Source organism: Moorena sp. SIO3I8 (assembly GCF_010692325.1).
Classification (GTDB): Bacteria; Cyanobacteriota; Cyanobacteriia; order Cyanobacteriales; family Coleofasciculaceae; genus Moorena.
Genome location: NZ_JAAHHW010000023.1, coordinates 35717 through 54652 on the forward strand (window position 1 = coordinate 35717; position 18936 = coordinate 54652).

Genomic DNA, 18936 nt, shown 5'->3' on the forward strand with positions numbered 1-18936 from the left:
TGCTGCAACAACCAACTAGCGAATTGAACAACTGATTGGAAAGGTGCTTAAGGGCTTTAGTGGATAAAGCTATTGAACTAAAGCCATTGCACCATTTTAGCTATGCCAGTCCACTAAGCCACTATTTCCGATCTCCATCTTGATGCATTTATACAATGATAACGATTTCAATTTTTTAATTATCAGGAGAAACAGGGTGTTAAGGATCTTGGTAGGTAAGTTCTGTGGTAGAGCAACCTGGTATTGAAAGTTTGCTGCATAACTTTTGGTAGTTAGCCGGATAAGTATATAGATACTTTAAAATCAGCACTCAGCACTCAGCACTCAGCAAGTAGTGCATTAGCTGAATGCTTACATTGTTTTTACAACAATAGGAACTATTGTCTTATGTCTAAGCGATTTGTATTTTGGCAAACTTCTATTATTATAGTTTGTTCAGTCCTGTGTACAGCTACTGATGTTGGCGCTAAAACTGGATTGAATACCCGGTCTCAAACAGAACAGTCAATTTCACCCCCCGTCAAACTTGTCAGAATACCGCGCCATTTAATTAATAATATTGATGAGGTTATTGATGGAATTCGCAAATCCCGTATCTGGGACGATATTGATGATTTCATTCGACGAATTCCCTTTCCTCAAAATACTAGAAACCCAATTCCTAAAAATGATGATTTCTGGGATAAAGTTAAATATGTATTCAAGATAGCAGTGAGCAATCTTAAATATCCTCAACGTCCCTCTAACGTTAGAAATGGTCAGTTGAATCGTATACTCGATAAGGTATATGTAAACCACAATTGTCTGGGTATTCTACCCTGCGGGATTATGCTGGAAAATTTCTTCAAAACAAATTTGGGTGAACCATCTTACCATTCCAGAGGAACAGAGCAAATCATGCGCCTAAATAATTTATTGTCTGAAGGAGTACTCGATCCACACGATTACAATGTTGCCAAAGACGTTCGTGATGATCTAAAGTATGCTATGAACTGGCCATAATACTGAGATGATAACCGGATTATACCTGATCAGGCTCGGGGTTGCTTAATAATGGAATAATTTGAAGAGTTTTGTGGCAAGCGCACGTGTGGAATGGGCATCTTGCCCGTTTTATATCCCGGCGGACTGTCCCAATAAGCCCTTAGGTGGTGCGTTACTTTCGTCTTGGATTAATGGGATCAGGGAGTAGCAAGCCAGCGCTCTTTCCTACTATTCCCGATTCCCTATTCCCTATTCCCTACTCCCTATTTCCTCCGCACTCTCAACCAAATCAATAAACTCAGCTCGATAACCCTCTAAATCTACCCCTTCGGATTCCTTTGCTAATGTTAATGCTTGGTCAAAACTGGCTTTACCTTTGTAAGGAGAATCTCTTAACACCATACCAAAACTGGCAACGGCAGCGGAAAACTTAAAGTTATCGGAAGCATCGTTTAGCTTTACAGCTTTATCAACCAAGGGATAGGTCAGGAGTTGAGAGGTGTTACCGTCAGGATCTTTGTAACGTAACTTGACCTGCATTAATTCTTTGGAATTATTGCTTGAAGCAGCATTGGATTGATATTTCAGAGGGTCAATATCCGGTAATTTGACATTAGTTTTCGCTCCCACAGGAATAATTTCATACAGTGCAGTAACAGTATGACCTGCTCCTAATTCTCCGGCATCTTTAGTATCATCATTAAAGTCTTCATCCTTGATCCGCCGATTTTCATAACCAATCAAACGATACCCTTGGACTTTGGCAGGATTAAATTCTACTTGAATCTTAACATCTTTGGCAATAGTGAGTAGAGTGGCTCCAATTTCGTTAACCAGAACTTTCTTAGCTTCTAACTCGTTATCAAGATAAGCATAATTGCCATTTCCTTTATTAGCAATTTTCTCCATCTTGGAGTCTTGTAAATTACCAGTACCAAATCCTAATACGGTCAGAAAAACTCCTTTTTTTCGCTTCTGTTCAATTAGTTTAACTAATTCGGTATCACTGGAAACTCCGACATTAAAGTCTCCGTCGGTTGCGAGAATAACTCGGTTATTTCCTGATTTAATAAAATTATTCTGGGCGAGTTTATAAGCCAGTTGAATTCCTGCTCCCCCAGCAGTAGACCCCCCGGCATTAAGATTCTCAATAGCTGTTAAGATTTTATCTTTCTGGTTGCCTGGAGTAGGAGGTAAAACCACGCCCGCAGCGCCAGCATAGACGACAATACTAACCTGGTCTTCTTCTCTCAATTCATTGACAAGCATCCGAAAGGCATCTTTGAGCAGGGGAAGCTTATTGGGACTATTCATAGAACCAGAGACATCCAGCAAAAAGACAAGATTGCTGGGAGGCAAATCTTCAATCGCCATCTTTTCCCCTTGGATACCAATGTGAACTAATTGGTGAGTGGGATTCCAAGGAGCTTGAGAAATTTCTGTGGTAATCGAGAAAGGGCGATCGCTTTCTGGTTCGGGATAGTCGTAGTTAAAGTAGTTAATTAATTCTTCGATACGGATGGCATCAGTAGGGGGGAGTTGACCGTTATTAAGGAAACGACGAAGATTGCTGTAGGAGGCGGTATCAACATCAATAGCAAAGGTAGACAGGGGATTATGCTTTACTCTCTGAAAGGCATTCTCATCAATGGGACTATAGTTTTCTCTGTTGCTGACTTCTGGGATAGCTGGCTGTGTTGTCAGTAACGGCATCCGTTTGGCCGCAGGAATTGAGCTACTAGGAACTGCTTTCAAGGCTGCATTTGGGCTACCGGAGAGTGGCATTGAGGCTTGGGGTCTCAAACCTCTGTTAGAGAAATTCTGAATAACACTATCCGCCGACCTCCCGACCTGGGCTGATTCCATAAGTTCTGATTGGCGCTGTCTTTGGTCACGTTCTACGTCTTGCGCTACAGGTAGATTAGAGCTTTTTTCTGATTCTTGGGCTGAACGCTGATTGTGGCAAGCTGTTGTTAGCTGTGCCAAGATAGCAACCATTCCGGAAAGGAGGAATAGTCTAAGTAATTTGTTCATTTGATTTGCCCTCTGTATTGCTTATTCCTAAGCTAGTCCACCACAGAAGGCTGATGGTCTGTGTTGCGGTTTCTGTAACAGTTAATCGGGAATCGGGAATCGGGAATCGGGAATCGGGAAGTTAGAATTTAGAATTTAGAATTTAGAATGGGGAATCGGGAATCGGGAATCGGGAATAGATTAATCGTTTGGTGGGCAGTGCCTAGGAATCCTATGGTCAGCTAATGAATCTGGAGGAAATTACGCTGACCACTGACGGCTGACGGCTGTTCGCGTAGCGTGCGCGTAGCGCATATGCTTACGTTAGGCTCTATATTAAATGGTATTTCCCAGGGTAAACGGATCTAATTTTGTTAATTCATATCCATAGTGTTTTTACCATTAAATAAACACTATATGTATAAAATATATTGTCAACTATCGCCATAAGGCCAGGTTTATTGAAAACTCCCCTGGTTGATTGACAAGATGGGTTTATTCTATGATACTTTTACAGATATAGGAGTGGAAGCAAAGCTTAAGATATCTTCGGCTTCCTGCTCCAAAGCTACCTGATACCTTTCAAGAAAAATACTATGTCTTAAACTGTACTTCTCTTCCTATAAAATTAGATAAACAATGGCTACTTGCCATGGTGTATACTGATGTTGTTAACCTTGATGTTGTTAACCTTTTTTAGAGACGTTATACTAATTAGGAGGTAGACGTCATTTTTTTTGGTTCGCTATTCCCTATATCCTTTTATAGGTTCCGGTAATCCACTTTTCTGGTGATCCGCTATTTACTGTTGTCTAAAATTCAGGATTATCTACCTCAAATCGTTTAAAACAACTGTTTACAACCACTATATAATCCCTAATTAAGGAAGTTGATCATGTCTACTAAAAGTTCTGCAATCTGGGGATCTTCTTCCTTAGCAATTGCCATTTTTGCCCTATCGTCTTCACCAATTCTGACTCGCATAACAGAACATGATATGGGCCCTTATGGAACAATATTTAATCGGTTTTGGATTGCCAGCCTAGCGTTGGGCCTTGGCAAGGTTATCAAACTACTTTGGGATAAGCACAGCGGACGCTTATCTACTACTGATAACACTGATAACAAGGCTTATACTGTAAAGGATTTTTTCTCCTTATTTCTTGTTGCTAGCTTAGATTCAATTTGCCTAGTGACGTGGGCTTGGTCTCTGACAAAAACAAGTGTTGCTAATTCTAATCTTCTCCACAACACCACTCCTATTTTTGCAGCTGTCGGCGGATGGTTACTGTTAAGCCAATCCTTTAATCGTCGCTTCCTAATCGGCATGATGCTGGCTCTAGGAGGAACGTTCTTAATTGGTTTTAACGATTTTCATATCGATCGAGATACATTGATAGGGGACAGCGTTGCATTACTATCTGCCCTTTTCTATGCGGCTACACTTTTGGTAACAGAGAATCTCCGAGTAAAATTTGACACAAGCACAATTTTACTATGGCTTTATACCTTGGGTGGCCTATTGTTGTTACCATTAACATTGCTATTTGAAGATAGACTATTTCCTGCTTCCTTTTCATCATGGTCTGCTGTTATTGGCCTAGGACTTTGTGGCTCTATAATTGGATTGGGTGCATTATTCTATAGTCTCAAACAATTTTCATCTAGCTTTGTCTCTCTCATCCTATTGCTGGAACCCATGATTGCAGCATTATTTGCCTGGCTAATTTTTGCAGAAAAATTGAGTTGGTTAAATGGCTTGACGTTTATAATCGTATTATCTGGGATTTATCTGGCTCAATCAGATGGAGAATTAGATAATATCGGCTCTACCGAAGCTACTTAATATGTAATAGCAAAGGGAACAGCTAGGGGAGCATGTCAAATTTGTAATTAGGTACATAGATCCCCCCTAACCCCCCTTAAAAAAGGGGGGAATTAGATTGAAAAGTCCCCCTTATTAAGGGAAACGGGGGATCTGAATCAGGGATTAACAAAACTGACATGCACCCATCAGCTGGTGGGCAGTGCCTAGCAATTCTATGGTTAGCAAATGAATCTCTGTGAAGCACTGCCCACCCTACTTGCTATTCCTACTGAACCCAGTTAAGATTCATCTTGACACTCCCCGCGCCGAAGCCCCAAACCTCCCACACTTCCCACACTCCCCACACCTCCCTCTCTTTCCCTATTCCCTATTCCCTATTCCCTATTCCCTATTCCCTATTCCCTATTCCCTGTTTCCTGTTCCCTATTCCCTGTTTCCTGTTCCCTAATCTCTGCTTCCAATGCCCGATTTGCCCAATCCCGTGCTTTGATAGCGTCTCGGTAGTTTGGCTGGTAGCGCACTGCTTTATCATAAGCAGCGATCGCTTTTTTATACTGGTTGACTTTAACTAATGCATTGCCTAGGCTATACCAGGCTTGGCTGTAGTCAGGTTTATAGTTAACTGCTTGTTGGTAAGATGCGATCGCATCTTTATATCGTTCCAATTTATAGAAGGTATTGCCTCGACTGTACCAAGCTTGGTAAGGCTTGGATTTTAGTTTAATGGCTTTGTCGTAAGCTTCCAGGGCATCTTCATATCGCTGGACTTGATGGAGTGTCCAACCGCGACTGTACCAGGCTTGATAGGAATTAGGCTGGAGTTTAACGGCTTGCTCAAAGGACCCTAAGGCTTCTTGGTATTTCCGTAATTTATTTAAGGTATTGCCCCAGCTATACCAAGCTTGGTAGAAGTTGGGCTGGAATTGAACGGCTTGCTGATAAGACTTGGCTGCATCTTTATACTTTTGCAAATTGCTCAAGTCATTACCCCGCTGATACCAGGCTTCAGCGGAATTAGGTTTGTAGTCTAAGGCTCGGTCGTAGGATTGTACCGCTGCTTTATATTGACGCAAATTATGTAATGCCCAGCCCCGTCTATACCAAGCTTGGTAAGAATCGGGTTTGAGTTTAAGGGCTTTGTCAAAGGATGCGATCGCATCAAAATAATTCTTGGACTTAACCTGGACATTACCAAGACTGATCCAAGCATCCAAGTCATTGGGCTGGAGTTCCAGGGCGCTATTAAACGCTTTAATTGCTGCGTCATAACGCTTCAACTGCTCCAAGGTTTTACCCCTACCCTTCCAAGCTGCACTATAATCCGGCTCAATTTGAATCGCTTGGTCGTAAGCGTTTAGAGCTTCTTCATAGTACTTTAGTGCAAACAAGGTCTTGCCCTGACCTTGCCAAGCTGGAGCATATTCCCCTCGGATTTCCACAGCTCGATTATAAGCGTTCAGAGCCTGTTCATAGCGCTTCAATTCTAAAAACGTTTCGCCCCGGTTATACCAATCCGTCGCATTAGCTCCCCTGAATGCTTTCACCATAAAAACCGTTGCCGCAAACCCCAATCCAATCACCCCGGTGTACATTAACACTTGGTACCGTTTTAGTCTGAATCGTTGCGGTTTAGGGAGCAGGGGTTGTATAGATGACGCAATTCCCAACACTAAGGTAGCGCCAGTTTTAGTAGTGTTAGTATTTATGTTATTACTACTAGTTTTATTACTAGTTATAGTAGTCAGTGCTTGTAAGGCTAAGGTAGCTGATTGGTAACGCTCTCGGAAATCATAGCACACCATTTTATCTAAACTATCGGCTAATTCAGCACTTACTGATATCTGGTTATGCCAGGTGATTTCCCCTGTATCAGGGTGAAGGGGCAATTGGTGAGGACGTAAACCGGTTAAACCAACAATCCCGATCATCCCGACAGCATAGATATCACTGCTTAATTGCGGGTAACCATTGGCTTGTTCACTCGGTCGATAGCCAGGAGTACCAATAGCAACCGTAAAGCCAGTGTTGCCCCCTTCCAGGATCTGAGTACTCACTTGTTTAACCGCACCGAAGTCAATCAGTACTAATTTGCCATCTGATTTACGCCGAATGATGTTTTGAGGATTGATATCTCGGTGAATAATATGCCGTTGATGAACAAATTCTAAAACTTCCAGGATTTCCTGCAACAGGGAAATCACCTGATGTTCATTGACCTGGGTTCCTGGTACAAGTTCCTGGCTGAGGTCTTCCCCTTCAATCAATTCCTGCACCAGATAGAAGTCTTTATTTTCTTCAAAATACGCAAAAAGCTGGGGAATTTGCTCATTACTTCCCAACTGGTGTAGTATTTTGGCTTCTGTCTCAAACAGTCGCCTAGCGGTCTGCAATGTCAAGGTATCCGTGGCTACTGGCTTGAGCTGCTTAACCACACACTGATTCTCACCAGGCAAGTGTTGGTCTTCAGCTACGAAAGTCTGACCAAATCCACCTTGTCCCAGTTGACGAATAATTTTATAGCGTCCACCGATCGTTTGTCCAAGACCCAAGTTCATCCAAGTTCTATTGCTCCGGGAAATCCTCACCACCTATTCAAGGAGGTAGATCACTAGTGATAGTGCTACCCATGATAATATACAAAATCCTTAAGTGGTGATCAGAACGTTATCGCTACGATAAAATAGGGTGGGCAGTCCAGCCGTGAGATTGATGTGCTTGCCTAGGCTGGTTTTAAGCACTGCCCACCAAAGGATTAATCACAGAAAATAGTAGGCTGGGCAGTGCAGCCGTGAGATTGATGTGTTTGCGATCGCGTAGCGGCTCGTACCGAGCATCGCGTTTTTAGGCACTGCCCACCAAAGTAGTAGGGTGGGCAGTGCCGCCGTTAGATTGATTTGCTTGGGTACACTTGTTTTAGGCACTGCCCACCAATTGCCGAATCTCGTAGAGCGGAATTTTTGGCGTTGCTGATTCTGGGTATGGTTTCGCCCCCCTAGCCCCCCAATTCTGGGGGGAACAAAACTCTTAAAGTCCCCCAAAGTTGGGGGACCAACGGGGGCTTTAATAAAACCAGATAATCGCGCATTCGTTCATTAATTAAGCAACGCCGAATTTTTAGCACAGGAAAATAATTAATTGACCAATAGATAAACTATAGCAATTCTCTATGCCATGAGGTACAAATGGATCCCCCGTTGGTCCCCCTTATCAAGGGGGACTTTGAGCTTGATAAGCGTACCTCATAAATCCTATAAACGCTATAATTTCCAAAATAGGAAGAATAAAAAATGAGTGCAAAGACAATTAAGTGGGATGAAGAATGAAGAATGAAGAATGTATAATTTAGAATTTATAATTTAGAATTTAGAATGTAGAAGGCAGAAGGCAGAAGGCAGAAGGCAGAAGGCAGAAGGCAGAAGGCAGAAGGCAGAAGGCACAAGTCAGAATTCCCAATTCTCAATTCCCAATTCTTAATTCTTAATTCTTAATTCTTAATTCTTAATTCTTAATTCCCAATTCTCAATTCTTAATTCCCAATTCTTAATTCTAAATTCTAAATTCTAAGGCTTCATCTCCGCAAAGTGTTCCATCAGCATCCGATGAATAAAGATGTAGCCGCCTCCTACTTTTTGTAGGAAAATGCGATCAGCGGCATAGTCCAGGAAGCGGGCATAGTTCCAAGGGATGTAATTGTTGAAGTAGAGGACAAGGCGGAGGCTAAAGTGTTGGATGCAGGCTATACCACCATACCATAATGCTCCCATTGACATACCAAGCGTCCAATAATAATCTCTCCGAGTAAATATCAAAACTATCAAACCGATCAATCCTCCAATAATCCCTCCAAGGGCAGTGTTTCTTAGGGAGTATTGGATGCCTTGGTTGGGAATCAACTTTTTTTCTCTCTCAATAGTTACGCTATGTAAACCTCCAAATACATAACCAATTGCTCCACTTATCATTATTATAACCTTCCCACTTTCATCCCAATATTTTGGATATAATAGAACAATTATCCATGAAAATATAAGAGAAATTAGTAGCCCCAAAATTGTCCATTTTATCGATTCTTTCCATGAAAAATTTAAAATTTCAAAGTTTTGAATATCTGTATTAATATTTTTTTTAATACCTCTCATTCCAAACAAAAATCCAAAAAACAATCCTAATGGTAATCCTATTACCCACTTTTTTACTATTAAGTATTTAAAAAAGAAAGCAAAAACTAATTCGCTAGCAATAACACTTGATAATAAATGAAATAATTGGACCTTTTTCAAAGCTCCAAAATACGTATATTGATTATTCTTGCTCCAGAAAAATTTATCAATTAAGCTTATGTTAACTCCAGCAATTAACGCAGAAAATAAGGTAGCATAAAAAATTTCTATTTGGGCAGATTTTATAAGTAATAAAATACCATAAAAAGCGACAAAAAATAATCCACAAATTATTCGAGATAAAAATACGTAAACCCAACGTTGTTTGTTATTTGATAACCAACTAGGTTGGATTTCTTCTATTAATAAAATAGAATGATTTTCAGACAAAGTTATTTTTGCAAGCAAAATTAGCCATTGCTTTACTTGCTCATTATTATATTGTTGATTAGTCTTCCGACGCTTAAACATCTTCTCGATATATGAATCAAAAAGCTGCCTGCGCCGTTCCTCTATTACGTCAGTTTTTGGTAAATATTCAACTGCTACTCCCTGATAAGCTAGAGTCATAATATTGAGCATTAGAGGTGATTGGGCTAACTCTTGTAAGACTGTATCCTTTGCAATTAATGTCCTCAAACCCGTTAAATCAGCCCCGACACTATCCAAGTAATGATAGATTTGTTCTAAACTCAGCAATCTTATATAAACTGCACTCTGAAAATTGAGACGGTTAGAAAGAGCTTGATAGTCTTTCATACGACTACACACTACCAACTCGGCACCATAATCCTGCTGGAATTGGTTCAAAGCAACAATACAGTCGTCTCGATAGTCTGCCTTAACTTCATCCAAACCATCAAGTAATAGTAGTAGTTGCTGTTGACTTACTAAAGCTTGTCCAATCTTCTTGGGAACTTTATATATAGTGTTCAGTTCATCTACTAACCAATCGGCTATCGTCTGACGTTTCTTTGCCCAAGAGGAGAGGTTAAAGACTACGGGAATTAGCTGATTAGTGTCTTGTTCAGCACGATCGATTAAATCCCGGGCAAGTTCCAGTAAGGTTGTGGTTTTTCCTGACCCTGGTTCCCCTAAAATTAGTAGGGTTATTCCTGTCCCAATTTTGTCAAAAATATCAATTACTTGAGTCCCTTCAGGGAGGGGTTGAGGTGAGTTGTCACCGATTTCGATAATTTCGCTCAAAGGATTAGTAATGGCATCGGGTCTCTCCTCTAATCCCAACTCCATCAATACCTGGTTATGGAGGGATTTTTTCAGAACGCCTTTGACCCAATAGTTTTTGACTTTAGCGAGTAATGCCTGACGGTTGCGGTATTCTTGGTGAGTTAGGGTTGGTCGGGGATTGACAACAACATTATAATTATTGATATTACCGCCAATTTGATCAGCATTGACTGTATCAGCACGAACAAAACCACCCTCACACTGGGAATTCCTTAGGTCATTGTTAGAGACTTTTTTGTGCTCTTCAGACATGGGTATCTACCAATACTTCCGGTTACTCAGTTTCTGCCTCAATCCAACCTTTAACCATTTCAATGGGAATACCAATCGGGGCAAACAGCACCTTCAGGGCTTCGATTCCGCCTTCTTTTAGGGCATTACGTAGCCTGGCCTTGAATGTTTGGTTTTGCTTAATTTCTTGTTGAAGCGTTACAGCTAAAGCACTCTGTTTTTCGATTTCCGTTGCATTGGGATAACTCTGGTCTAGTTGCTGCAAAAGCGCCTGAATTTCTGCTGCTGCATTGGCTAGGTTTTGTTTTTGCTCTGGAGCATAATTATTGATCTCGACACCTATCTGATTGGCATCAACATTATTAGCATTTACTAATCCACCATAAATTTGGATTTGTTTAAGGTCATTTGGAGTAGATTTATTAGACTCTTCTGACATGATCTCTCCTGGATTATGAATGGTTTCAGTATAAAAGCTAGGAGGCTGTAATGACTATATTGTTGTGATTAAATAAAATTAATAGGCAAATTACTGGTAAAAATTACGTCGTGAAAGGATGTACTTTACTATCTTTTTATATTACTTACTGGACGTACCAGTCTTGTTGATAGTTCCAGCTGTTATAGCATCTCCCATGACCAATATCTGGTAGAAGAGGAGGATGCGTTCGCGTAGCGTGGCCTACGGCCAATCGCGTAGCGTGGCCCAAAGGCCAATCGCAAAACTCCAGCAACTGTTATCCCTGCCTCACTTCAGGTGCTGGAGGAGTGCAGCAGTATTACACTAAAAACTGCAATACAATCGAATCGGCGGCATTGATCATAAAAGGAAAACCAAGATATGAAAGCCATAGGATATAATCAGGCTGGACCAATCACTGCACCAGACGCGCTGATCGAATTTGAAACCGAAACACCAGAATTAGGGCCACAGGACCTGTTGGTGGAGGTCCGGGGAATTTCGGTCAATCCTGTGGACGTGAAAGTGCGCGCCAAGATGGCACCGGAAAAGGGCACCAAGGTCATTGGCTATGATGCCGCAGGTGTTGTTCGAGAACTTGGCAGCGATGTCAGTAAATTTAAAGTAGGTGATGAAGTCTATTATGCCGGTGATATCACTCGACCGGGCACCAACTCCGAGCTCCATGCCGTTGATGAGCGGATTGTCGGGAAAAAGCCGAAATCCCTGGGTTTTGCGGAAGCAGCGGGTTTTCCACTGACCTCCATTACTGCTTGGGAAATCCTGTTCGACTGCCTCGGGGTCTTTGAATGAATATTCGTAGAGTGGGCAGGATGCCCGCACCAAAAGATCCCCGAACAGGCAAAATGAATGGCGTTGCTGATTCTGGGTATGGTTTCGCCCCCCTAGCCCCCCAGCGAGCAATCCCTCGCTCGGGGGATTTAGGGGGCTTTAATAAAACCAGATGATCGCGGATTCATTCCTTAATTCAGCAACGCCAAAATTGATACTGCTGGCCAAACATTTCTTAACACGCTGAAAGCCTTGATATTCCCTGTAATAGTCGAAAAAATTTTTATAGTTTTGTAACGTAATCAACGGCAGAATCAGTGTTTTGGATGTTAACTTATATTTCCCCAGAAACATCCGACAATGTGGAACTTTATTTGCTGCACAGAGGTCTATTGGTTTGTGACATGAGACATAAAAATTTTTTCCCTACCTAGTCAGGAGTAAGTCCATGAATCGGAAGCAATTCTTGAGGGTTGTTTATGTCGGCTTGGCAACGATAATTCTTTTGGGGATAATCAATAGTAACTCAGTTATGGGGCAAAGAGGAATAAACTTAAGTACATTGCGCAGCACAAGTTTGTCTAAGCACAATACCTATCGGAGCACCCATCATAGTCCTAATATGACCCTGAGTAGTTCTCTCAACAACAGTGCTCAAAGCTGGGCGAATCATCTGGCAAGCAATGGCATTTTCCAACACAGTAAAACCAATGTGGGAGAAAATCTCTTTGTCTCCTATACCACAGCATCGTCTGTAGACACAGCTACCCTCGGGGACCAAGCAGTGACTAATTGGTACCAAGAGGTTTCTGACTATGACTATGCCAATCCAGGGTTTTCTGGAAAGACCGGGCATTTTACTCAGGTGGTATGGAAGAATAGTACCCAATTAGGGTGTGGTGCAGCCCAGGGCGTCAAAACTATTCAAGGTAGACAATATAACGCCTTCTATGTCGTCTGCCAATATGGGCCTGCGGGTAATGTGCTTGGGCAGTTTCCTAATAACGTTATGGCACCTTAGCTTACGGTGACCGTCCCACTATTTTTGCTTAAGCTATCAGCTATCAGCGGTCAGCTGACCGCTGAATCCTGACGGCTGATAGCTTAGATTTACCCTGCTTGAGATTTAGTCAATAATTTCATAATTTCTACAATCTCCCCCTGTCGGTTAGACAGTTGTTCCTGTCGCTGAGAGAGTTGTTCTTGTCGCTCATCTAAGTTCTCCATTAGGCCATACATTCGGGATTGACTTTGAGCTAAATTAGACTGAGAGTTTGCTAAATCGGCCATCACAGAATACAGTCGAGAGCGATCGCGTTTGAACTCATTGACAGTATCGGTTAAGGCTTCGATAGCACGAGCATTAGAATCCGTTCTTTGACGAAGCTCTTCGAGCTGTTGGCTGATCCGTTCAATCTGTTGGTCGATGCGCTCAATAGCAGTTAGTAAACGGTTAAAACGGGTATCAAACTGGTCTGAATTTGTCATTTACTGCAATAGTGTTTAGTGTTTTTTCAAGAGCTATCAGCAGTCAGCGGTCAGCGGTCAGCGGTCAGCTTATTTTCTTCAAAAGCACCAATTGCGCTACGGGCATGCTGCGCGAACAGTAGCACCATCTGTAGGCCATAGGCTGATAGCTGATAGCTGATTACTGATAGCTAAATGCTTAGGCTAGTGGTTCGCGCATCTTAATTAGATTTAGTCAATAACTTCAGAATTTCTACAATCTCACCCTGTCGGTTAGACAGTTGCTCCTGTCCCTGAGAAAGTTGTTCCTGTCGCTCATCTAAATTTTCCATCACGCCATACATTCGGGATTGACTGTCCGCTAAATTAGCCTGAGATTGAAATAAATTAGACTGAGATTGTGCTAAATTAGCCATCACAGAATACAGTTGAGAGCGATCCCGTTTGAACTCATGGACAGTATCGGTTAGAGCTTCGATAGCACGAGCATTAGAATCCGTTCTTTGACGAAGCTGTTCAATCTGTTGGCTGATCTGCTCGATCGCAGTTAGTAAAAGGTTGAAACGGGTATCAAACTGGTCTGAGTTTGTCATTTGCTGCAATAGTGTTTAGTGTTTTCTCAACAGCTATCAGCAGTCAGCGGTCACCAGTCAGCGGTCAGCGGTCAGCGGTCAGCTTATTTTCTTCAAAAGCACCGATTGCGCTACGGGCATGCTGCGCGAATAGTAGCACCATCTGTAGCCCATAGGCTGATAGCTGTTCGCGTAGCGTGGCCAAAGGCCTTTAGCTGATAGCTGTTCGCGTAGCGTGGCCAAAGGCCTTTAACTGATAGCTGTTCGCGTAGCGTGGCCAAAGGCCTTTAGCTGATAGCTAAATGCTTACGCTAGTGGTTCGCGCATCCTAATTAGATTTAGTCAATAACTTCAGAATTTCTACAATCTCCCCCTGTCGGTTAGACAGTTGTTCCTGTCGCTCATCTAAGTTGGCCATCATGCCATACATTCGGGATTGATTTTGAGCTAAATCTGCCATCAAAGAGTATGCTTGAGCGCGATCTCGTTTGAACTCATGGACAGTATTGGTTAGAGCTTCAATGGCACGAGCATTAGAATCGATCCTGTGACCAAGTTGTTCAATCTTTTGGTTGGTCTGCTCGATAGCACGAGCATTGGAATCAGTTCTGTGACCAAGCTGTTCAATCTGTTGGGTGACAGCATCAATCCTGTGACCAAGCTGTTCAATCTGTTGGTTGGTGCGCTCGAAGGCAGTTAGTAAAAGGTTGAAACGGGTATCAAACTGGTCTGAGTTTGTCATTTGCTTTGCTGCAAGATAATGTTTACGATTGCAGTTATCAATTGCTTGAAGTACGTTTTGTATTTTAGGTAATAGGGAACAGGGAATAGGGTCAAAATTATGTGTAAAGCATAAGTATAATTACCGCTATACTTCTGATTCAGGACTTACGCACAGACTCCATTTGTAGGGTGGGCAAGGTTTTGCCCACCCTACAGGTAGCTAGTGCAGATTCTGTTTATTGTGTGATTTTTATGGTGTGATTTGCGATTACAAGCTATGACTGTTAATTTTTACCATTGCTCTATTAGAACGTTTTTTTACTACTTATGATTTACCAGATGATTTACCTTGGCCAAAAGGCCACGCTACGCGAACAAGTTTCTTCCCTTATTAAGGAAGTCATGTGGGATTTACTTCACGGTAGTCAGGGGCAATTATTATGCCCTAATTACTACTCCATAAACCCTAGTAAATTGTACCTAAAATATTTGATTACGGCTACAATAATTATACAAGAATAATATCAATATTGACAAGAATTAAATATATTATTTACTAATAGCTAATTAACTGCAATGGTGATTTATTATAAAACCAAAAATTACTCCTATTTCTTTCCTACTACTCCCGATTCCCGACTCCCGACTCCCGACTCCCGACTCCCGACTCCCGACTCCCGACTCCCGACTCCCGACTCCCGATTCCCGATTCCCTATTCCCTATTTCTGTAAACTATAAAGTGGTGATCAAAAATTTGCCAGCAAGATTATTGTCTAAGATCAGGAAAATTGGTAGATTCTAAAACTCCGACAGTAGTTGCCCTGATTCCAGCCCGAGCTGGTTCCAAACGAGTACCTGGTAAAAATATTCGTCGTTTAAAAGGGCATCCGTTAATTGCTTATACTATTGCTGCTGCAACCCAAAGCCAAGTGTTTTCAGCAGTGATTGTTTCCACTGACTCAGAGGAGGTGGCGGAAATTGCTCGTTACTATAGCGCTGAGGTACCATTTTTGCGATCGCCAGAGTATGCTACCGACAAGTCACCAGATATTGAGTGGATTGATTACACCCTGAGGCATTTGAGTGATCTTGGGCGAGAATTTGATTGCTTCAGCATCCTGCGACCAACCAGTCCTTGTCGCCAACCACAGACCATTCAACGAGCTTGGCAGGCGTTTTTGGCTCAAGCTGATCAAGTAGACTCCTTACGGGCAGTAGAGAAATGCCAACAGCATCCTGGAAAAATGTGGGTACTCAAAGGCAACCTGATGAAACCGTTGCTTGAGCAGAACACCCTTAAATTAGGCAATTCTCAGGTTAACCATAACCTCCAACCCCCCAACCCCCCAACCCCCCAACCCCCCAACCTCCAACCTTGGCCAAAAGGCCACACTACGCGAACAACCCCCCAACCTTCAACCTTCAACCTTGAACCTTCAACCCCCCATACCCCCTGGCATAGTACTCCCTATCAGGCGTTGCCAGAGGTCTATGTGCAAAATGCTAGCTTGGAAATTGCTTGGTCAAGAGTAGTGCTGGAAGAGTATACAATTGCTGGAAAGGTGATTATGCCATTTATTACCCATGATCATGAGGGATTGGATATTAATGACTTGAAAGATTGGTGGTATCTGGAATATTTAATAGAACAGGGAGAAGCTCACTTACCTCTGGTCTCCCAGAAACCAATTTAGTTTTTTCAATTTGGTAGGGAGTAGGGAGTAGGGAGTAGGGAGTAGGGAACAGGGTAAAAATACTGTGTACCTCATTACTATCAGAAACGCTATACTATTAGTTATAGTAGTTTAATTAGGAGTTTGAATTAATAAAAATAATAGCTAAATAATGATTATAATTATTTTGGATTAACTTTAAAAATTAACGTTAAAAATGGCGGATAATCAAATCAGCAAGTAACCAAGGTAAAGATTAAGCTGTAATGTTATCCATTGAAAATTAATATAATAGTATACAGCGTTTTTCCTAACTATCAGGTACACAGGATTTTTTGCCTGTTACCTATTCCCTGCTCCCTACTCCCTACTCCCTGCTCCCTAAAACCCAAAACCTGACCAATAACCAATAACCAATAACCAATGACAAATCTATCTCTAGTCCCGTTTCGGGAGTTTCAACGCCTCAAGGATTTAGACATTACTCCCGAAACTCATACTGAGCTTTTTGCTACCTACTGTCGAATCAATACTTTATATATGATAAAACAGGCGGGTTCAGGGCATATTGGTAGTAGTTTTAGTAGTTTAGATATTGTTTGTTGGCTGTTTTTAAATGAATTACGGGTTAGGAAAACTAACTCTAATCAACCACGGGATATTTATTTTTCCTCTAAAGGTCACGATGTACCAGGTTTGTACTCGGTTTTGATTGGCCATGGTTTGCTGGAGTTTGAGCGTATCCATAGCTTGAGGCGGCTAGATGGACTTCCTGGTCATCCAGATATTTCTATTCCGTTCTTGGAAACCAATACCGGTTCCTTGGGAATGGGGGTTTCTAAGGCTAAGGGGATGATCCTAGCAAATCGCCTGATGGGTCGAGAGGGAAATGTTTATCTCTTAACTGGGGATGGGGAGTTGCAGGAGGGTCAGTTTTGGGAGTCTCTCCAACCAGCAGCAAATCTGGGACTCCATGAAATGACTGTGATTGTGGATCATAATAAAATCCAGTCCGATACTTGGGTGTCCCAAGTGAGTGACTTGGGGGACTTGGAACGGAAGTTTGCGGCCTATGGCTGGTATGTTGACCGCTGTGATGGCAATGATGTCAAGGCTTTAGGGAATGCGATCGCAAAATTGAAAGCAGTCACTAACCAGCCCAAAATCCTGATTGCTGACACCATTAAGGGAAAAGGAATCTCCTTTATGGAACATACGGCCATCAAACCAGAAGACAACCCAGAAGACAACTTATATCGCTTCCATAGTGGCGCACCGGATGATGAAGCCTACACTAAGGGAGTGGCAGAACTAATTGCTGCTGCCAATACCCAGTTGGAACAAATTGGAGCATCCCCCTTAGGGGTAGAGATGCTATCCTATGCCAAACCTGCTGTAGTTGATGGAGCGCAACGACTGGTTAGTGCCTATTCCAAAGCTTTGGTTGCCCAAGCAGAACGGAATCAAGACCTGGTGGTACTCGATGCGGATTTAATGCTCGATTGTGGGTTGATTCCCTTTAAAGACAAATTCCCGAAACGGTTCTTTGAGTGTGGTATTGCCGAACAAGATATGGTATCCCAGGCCGGGGGGATGGCACTGAAAGGGTTACTGCCCATTGTGCATTCCTTTGCTTGTTTCCTATCCACCAGACCCAATGAGCAAATCTATAATAATGCTACCGAACGGACTAAGATTATTTATGTTGGCTCCCTAGCTGGGTTGCTACCTGGTGGTCCTGGTCATTCTCACCAATCGGTAAGGGATATTTCTGCCCTAGGAGCAATACCGAATATGGTGATGATTGAACCAGCTAATGAAGCAGAAGTATCCCTAGCTCTAGACTACTGTTTGCATCGAACTATCAGTAGTTGCTATATAAGGCTAGTCTCGATACCCTGTCAGATTCCCTATCAATTGCCAGAGGATTATCAGTTGGAGTTGGGTCAGGGGATTGCCTTAACTGAGGGGCAAGACGCTATTTTATTTGGTTACGGTCCCGTGCTGCTGCCACAAGCCTATCAAGCTGCCCAGTTATTGGCTCAGAATCACGGTATAACCTTAAAAGTGGTGAATTTACCTTGGCTAAATTTTGTGGATTTAGACTGGTTGGAGCAAATCCTCCAAGGTTACTCCTGGGTGTTTACCCTAGATAACCATTATGTAATAGGAGGACAGGGGGATCGGATTGTAAGTGGTTTGGCAGAATTAGGATTGTCTGGGCAAATACAGGTAAGGCAATTTGGAGTATTTGATATTCCGAAATGCGGTCAAAATCAGGAAGTGCTTCGTGCTCATCGGCTAGATGCTGAAAGTTTAGCATTTGAGATTCATAAAAGTATGATGTAGCCTTGTTATTTAAATTGCGTAAGATTCAGATAAAAAGGGAACAGGGAATAGGGAATAGGGAACAGTATCAAGATATCCGAGTAGTTTTTGATGTTCTCCTAAATTAGGATTAGTTTTCATGATATAATTATAAATTATATAGGATTTCAAGGATGACCTAGGAAGTATAAAGTATAGCGTTGTTTATTAAGAGTTATACCTATAAGGTACACAAATCTTTTTATAGCACTACCCATTAAGATTAGGACATTTGTAAACTCCGAAACCTAGTCCTAGCTTACTTCTGACTTCTGACTTCTGACTTCTGACTTCTAACTTGCGCGTAGCGCTATACCACTTCTGACTTCCCTACTCCCTACTCCCTACTCCCTGCTCCCTAAAATCAAGAATGTACCTAAACTAATTAATAAATGTTATAATAATAACGGCAATTAA

19 protein-coding genes are annotated in these 18936 nt (G+C 42.1%); 9 read left to right on the top strand and 10 right to left on the bottom strand.

What is annotated here, in order from left to right; all coding sequences use genetic code 11:
• The first annotated feature begins 387 nt into the window (after positions 1-387).
• Entirely contained in the window at positions 388-1002 is a 615-nt protein-coding gene (locus F6K51_RS11690) for a hypothetical protein (protein WP_293020461.1), read from the top strand.
• A 231-nt stretch (positions 1003-1233) separates the two neighbouring features.
• Here the strand turns inward: F6K51_RS11690 and F6K51_RS11695 are convergent, their stop codons facing one another.
• Entirely contained in the window at positions 1234-3018 is a 1785-nt protein-coding gene (locus tag F6K51_RS11695; protein ID WP_293020462.1) for a VWA domain-containing protein, read from the bottom strand.
• Between the two features lie 874 nt (positions 3019-3892).
• On the opposite strand from F6K51_RS11695, the gene F6K51_RS11700 reads away from it, so the two are divergent.
• Positions 3893-4843 (top strand): DMT family transporter, encoded by a 951-nt coding sequence (locus tag F6K51_RS11700; protein WP_293020463.1) that lies wholly within the window; start codon positions 3893-3895, stop codon positions 4841-4843.
• A gap of 217 nt (positions 4844-5060) precedes the next feature.
• Positions 5061-5273: a hypothetical protein gene (locus F6K51_RS11705; protein WP_293020464.1), complete on the top strand. Its 213-nt coding sequence runs from the start codon at positions 5061-5063 to the stop codon at positions 5271-5273.
• Here the strand turns inward: F6K51_RS11705 and F6K51_RS11710 are convergent.
• The 5 genes from F6K51_RS11710 to F6K51_RS11730 all read right to left on the bottom strand — a co-directional run bounded on the left by F6K51_RS11710 (position 5221) and on the right by F6K51_RS11730 (position 11198).
• Positions 5221-7380: a serine/threonine-protein kinase gene (locus F6K51_RS11710; RefSeq protein ID WP_293020465.1), complete on the bottom strand. Its 2160-nt coding sequence runs from the start codon at positions 7378-7380 to the stop codon at positions 5221-5223. The genes F6K51_RS11705 and F6K51_RS11710 overlap by 53 nt on opposite strands.
• Positions 7381-7581: 201 nt before the next feature.
• The gene (locus F6K51_RS11715) at positions 7582-7746 is read right to left on the bottom strand and encodes a hypothetical protein (protein WP_293020467.1); all 165 of its coding nucleotides are present in this window, start codon (positions 7744-7746) and stop codon (positions 7582-7584) included.
• Positions 7747-8385: 639 nt separating this feature from the next.
• A complete protein-coding gene (locus tag F6K51_RS11720; protein WP_293020469.1) occupies positions 8386-10485 on the bottom strand; it encodes an NACHT domain-containing protein in 2100 nt (699 codons plus the stop codon).
• Between the two features lie 22 nt (positions 10486-10507).
• Positions 10508-10903, bottom strand: a complete 396-nt coding sequence (locus F6K51_RS11725) for a hypothetical protein (RefSeq protein WP_293020471.1) — start codon at positions 10901-10903, stop codon at positions 10508-10510.
• Between the two features lie 145 nt (positions 10904-11048).
• Positions 11049-11198, bottom strand: coding sequence for a hypothetical protein (locus F6K51_RS11730; RefSeq protein ID WP_293020473.1), 150 nt, complete (start codon positions 11196-11198; stop codon positions 11049-11051).
• A 107-nt stretch (positions 11199-11305) separates the two neighbouring features.
• Here F6K51_RS11730 and F6K51_RS11735 point away from each other — a divergent pair, with 107 nt between their 5' ends.
• Together F6K51_RS11735 and F6K51_RS11740 are read left to right on the top strand one after the other, a co-directional pair.
• Complete coding sequence (locus F6K51_RS11735; protein ID WP_293020475.1) at positions 11306-11737, top strand: alcohol dehydrogenase catalytic domain-containing protein; 432 nt, start codon at positions 11306-11308, stop codon at positions 11735-11737.
• A 427-nt stretch (positions 11738-12164) separates the two neighbouring features.
• Entirely contained in the window at positions 12165-12737 is a 573-nt protein-coding gene (locus F6K51_RS11740; protein WP_293020477.1) for a CAP family protein, read from the top strand.
• An 89-nt stretch (positions 12738-12826) separates the two neighbouring features.
• Here F6K51_RS11740 and F6K51_RS11745 read toward each other — a convergent pair whose 3' ends face one another.
• The 4 genes from F6K51_RS11745 to F6K51_RS11760 form a co-directional block, all read right to left on the bottom strand.
• A complete protein-coding gene (locus F6K51_RS11745) occupies positions 12827-13204 on the bottom strand; it encodes a hypothetical protein (RefSeq protein WP_293020479.1) in 378 nt (125 codons plus the stop codon).
• A 200-nt stretch (positions 13205-13404) separates the two neighbouring features.
• Complete coding sequence (locus F6K51_RS11750; RefSeq protein ID WP_293020481.1) at positions 13405-13776, bottom strand: hypothetical protein; 372 nt, start codon at positions 13774-13776, stop codon at positions 13405-13407.
• 110 nt (positions 13777-13886) lie between these two features.
• Positions 13887-14036: a hypothetical protein gene (locus tag F6K51_RS11755; RefSeq protein WP_293020483.1), complete on the bottom strand. Its 150-nt coding sequence runs from the start codon at positions 14034-14036 to the stop codon at positions 13887-13889.
• 47 nt (positions 14037-14083) lie between these two features.
• Entirely contained in the window at positions 14084-14497 is a 414-nt protein-coding gene (locus F6K51_RS11760; RefSeq protein WP_293020485.1) for a hypothetical protein, read from the bottom strand.
• A gap of 557 nt (positions 14498-15054) precedes the next feature.
• On the opposite strand from F6K51_RS11760, the gene F6K51_RS11765 reads away from it, so the two are divergent.
• The 4 genes from F6K51_RS11765 (at position 15055) to F6K51_RS11780 (ending at position 18501) form a co-directional block, all read left to right on the top strand.
• Positions 15055-15210 (top strand): hypothetical protein, encoded by a 156-nt coding sequence (locus tag F6K51_RS11765; protein WP_293020487.1) that lies wholly within the window; start codon positions 15055-15057, stop codon positions 15208-15210.
• A 57-nt stretch (positions 15211-15267) separates the two neighbouring features.
• Entirely contained in the window at positions 15268-16173 is a 906-nt protein-coding gene (locus F6K51_RS11770; RefSeq protein ID WP_293020489.1) for an acylneuraminate cytidylyltransferase family protein, read from the top strand.
• Between the two features lie 255 nt (positions 16174-16428).
• Positions 16429-16551: a hypothetical protein gene (locus tag F6K51_RS11775; RefSeq protein ID WP_293020491.1), complete on the top strand. Its 123-nt coding sequence runs from the start codon at positions 16429-16431 to the stop codon at positions 16549-16551.
• A gap of 24 nt (positions 16552-16575) precedes the next feature.
• Entirely contained in the window at positions 16576-18501 is a 1926-nt protein-coding gene (locus F6K51_RS11780; RefSeq protein WP_293020493.1) for a transketolase C-terminal domain-containing protein, read from the top strand.
• Positions 18502-18936 lie beyond the last annotated feature (435 nt).